This window comes from Mucilaginibacter sp. P4_E8, assembly GCF_056401495.1.
Window position 1 is genome coordinate 1 of the sequence record NZ_JBFUJG010000278.1, and the last position, 3,317, is coordinate 3,317.

The following is a 3,317-nucleotide window of genomic DNA, read 5'->3' on the forward strand; positions in this document are numbered from 1 at the left end:
ACCATAAAGTTCGTCAGGATCAGATCTTGAATGTACCAATTGCTCCATCTACTGGTTATGCAAGCCAACTGATAAATTTTGGAAAGGTTAAAGAAACCGGGATTGAGGTTGCATTTAATGCTACCCCGGTAAAAAGCTCGGTAGTGAAATGGGACTTTACTTATACATTCTCTCGTAACAGGAGTACTGTAGTATCATTGCCTCCGGGATTAGAAAAAGTTATACTTGGACAGGATGGTTACGGTGGCCAGTTTGTTGCCGTGGCCGGACAACCGCTTGGCTTATTGCAAGCACCAGTTCCGGCATATGACCCTCAGGGCCACATCATAGTTGATGGCGGGGGATATCCGGTTGCTGCTGCAGCAAATGGTACCTATGGCAATTTTCAGCATGATTTTGTAATGGGTTTTACCAATAGCGTGCGTGTAAAGGACTTTACGTTAGGCTTTACCTTAGAGTGGGATAAAGGCGGTAAATTTTATTCAGGAACTGCTGATTTGTTTAATTTTGTGGGTGCCGATCCTAAAACGCTTTACAATGACCGTAATCCTTTTGTTGTTCCAAATTCGGTTCAACGGGTTATCGATGCAAGCGGTGCTGTTATAGGTTATACAGAAAACAACACTCCTATAAGTGAGGCTAATAATGATGATTACTACTATACCACTTCGAACAAAGCGCTGGCCTGGTCAAGGGATATATTAGACAGAAGCTTCATGAAATTAAGGGAGGTTACTTTAAATTACAATTTGCCAAAATCATTTATCAGTAAAATAGGTGCTTCAAAAGCGTCTGTTGGAATTTATGGCAGAAACTTAATTACATGGTTACCTGCCGGTAACCGCGTTGTGGATCCGGAAGTTTCAAATTATGGAACTGACCTGGCGAGTGAATACGGGGAGTTCAGGACTGCTCCACCATTAAGGTACTATGGTGCTTCACTAAAAGTTACATTTTAATTATTTGCATCATGAAAAATAAAAACATAAGAGTTAAAACAATATTCATACTTGCAGCTACATGTTTATCATTTGGTTGCAAAAAAATCACCGATATAAACGTTAGCCCTAATGACCCGGCTGTTGAAAAGGGTACTGTGCAGGTTTTATTTCCATCGGGTGTTGTGTCAACAGCCGGTAGTGTTGGTGGCGAACTTGACATCATTGGTGGTATATGGTCACAATACTGGACCCAATCTCCAATTGCCAATCAGTTTAAAACCATTGATGCCTACAACCTTCAAAGGCAGGATTTTAACAGGGGCTACAACGAATTATTTTCAGGTGCTTTAGCCGATTATCAATTGGCTATTACCAAAGCAAAGGCTGCTAAGCAATTTAACTTTGTATTAATGTGTACAGTCATGAAAGCTTACAGCTATGAGGTTTTGGTTGATTTATATGATAAGGTTCCTTATACCGAAGCTTTTCAGGGATCCGCAAACCTGAACCCGAAGTTCGATGACGGATTTACCATTTACAAAGGTTTAATAGCTGAAATTGACGCAGCTTTAGCAGCAGATTATAGCGCTCCGTTAACTGCTCCTGATTCAAAAGTTGATTTCCTGTTTGGTGGTGATGGCGTAAGCGTACCTGATGATCAAATGGATAAATGGCGTCAGTTTGCTAATACATTAAAACTAAAAATGTATTTACGTATGGTTAATACACACGCTGCTGAGGCCCAGGCTGGTGTAAGGGCGCTATATACGGCTAATGCAGATTTTCTTGATGTTGATGCTGGTTTAAAGATTTTTAAAGATGGTACAGATCAAAGAAACCCGCTTTACGCTTACACCGTATTTAATTTGGGTGGTAATGACTTACGGGCCAGCAATACATTTGTAAGCTGGTTGGTTGCCAACAACGACCCTCGTACAGCTATTTATTTCGGTACAGCAAACCCAACACCTATGGATCAGGGTTTTGGCTCAGCAACACAGGCTGAACATCCATCTTATTATACTTCGACTGCTCCGAATTTAAAATCAGCAGATCCTGTTTATTTTATAACTAAAGCAGAGTCGCACTTTTTGCAGGCAGAAGCCGCCCTCCGTTATGGAGTTGGTAATGCAGCAACTGAGTTTGATGCTGGTGTTACAGCTGCTTTTGCTCAGTATAGCTTAACCGCACCTAATACTTTAACGTACAAGTATCCTAACAGCCCAAGTCTGCAAGCTAATTTGAGAGCCATTATTTATCAAAAATGGGCTTCATTCCCCAACTCTCATGCTTTAGAAGGGTTCTTTGATCAGCAGCGTACCGGTTATCCGGAATTAAGCCCTGTTTATTCTACTGACCCCGATTATACGACAAAATATCCAGGTCAATGGGTGTATCCAAAAAACGGTGTAACTGGAGGCAGGTTTCCAAAACGCTTAGTTTTCCCTGATTCTGAACGCAGCAGGAATTCTAATACGCCACCAGAGGTGCCAATTACTACACCAGTATGGTGGGGACAACCAAATAAATAAATAACCTTAAGCAGATAGAAAATGAAAAAATATATAAATTATTTGGTGATGTTAACAGTATCAAGCTTATTGTTAACGGCCTGTAGTAAGGATAACTTTAAATATAAAGATGGATATGTAGGTAGTTCTAAAATTACTACTTATCCAGAAATTACGGTTAAGGGCGAAGATTATATGATTGTTGCAAAGGGAGGATCTTTTACTGATCCCGGTGCTACAGCAAAAGCAGGTACGGCAGATGTAAAGGTAAGCTCAAATACAATTAGCACAGCAGCTGCTGGTGTATATACTATAACTTACACTGCAACTAATGTCGACGGATTTTCGGCAAGCGCAATCAGGCATGTTATTGTTTATTCAACTGAAGCCAGTGCACAAGCTAATGATTTCTCCGGAAGTTATGCCAGAGATATAAATGGCTCACTTGCAGTATGGACAAAATTGGTTGCTGGTGTGTATTCCGTGTTTAATCCGGGCGGCGCTCCTGGCACAGATCTTACCGTAATTGTATTTAACAACACAGGGAATAAAATATTTATTCCAGAACAAGATGCCAGCGATGGAAGTCCAACAAGTTCTGCATCAGAAGCATCTACACCAGGGCCTGGTGGTACGTTAAGCGGGTATTCTATGAAGATTGTGAATCCTGGATACGGAACGTCTGTAAGAAACTTTGTTAAACAATAAATTTACCAGAAATGAAAAAAATAAATATAATAGTATATACGCTACTTGCATTTTTGGTAGCAGTATCATTCACGTCCTGCCAAAAGGATGAAAAAATAGGAGGAACGGCTGTTCAGGATATTTCCGGAGAGTTTTGGGTGCAGGTTGATGATGGAAC

At 40.6% G+C, this 3,317-nt stretch carries 2 protein-coding genes and 1 pseudogene; all 3 read left to right on the top strand.

Annotation, left to right across the window (positions count from 1 at the left end; translation table 11 throughout):
- Window positions 1–959 (top strand): annotated as a pseudogene (locus AC1DRQ_RS30390) (SusC/RagA family TonB-linked outer membrane protein); the annotation flags it as partial.
- Window positions 960–970: 11 nt separating this feature from the next.
- Window positions 971–2,473, top strand: coding sequence for a SusD/RagB family nutrient-binding outer membrane lipoprotein (locus AC1DRQ_RS30395; RefSeq protein ID WP_477429688.1), 1,503 nt, complete (start codon window positions 971–973; stop codon window positions 2,471–2,473).
- A gap of 21 nt (window positions 2,474–2,494) precedes the next feature.
- On the top strand, window positions 2,495–3,160 hold the full coding sequence (locus AC1DRQ_RS30400; RefSeq protein ID WP_477429691.1) for an immunoglobulin-like domain-containing protein: 666 nt from the start codon (window positions 2,495–2,497) through the stop codon (window positions 3,158–3,160).
- The last annotated feature ends 157 nt before the right edge of the window (window positions 3,161–3,317 follow it).

Bases quoted from the DNA above. Each gene is read 5' to 3' on its own strand.
- AC1DRQ_RS30395 (WP_477429688.1), top strand. From the start codon at position 971: ATGAAAAATAAAAACATAAGAGTTAAAACAATATTCATACTTGCAGCT.
- AC1DRQ_RS30400 (WP_477429691.1), top strand. From the start codon at position 2,495: ATGAAAAAATATATAAATTATTTGGTGATGTTAACAGTATCAAGCTTA.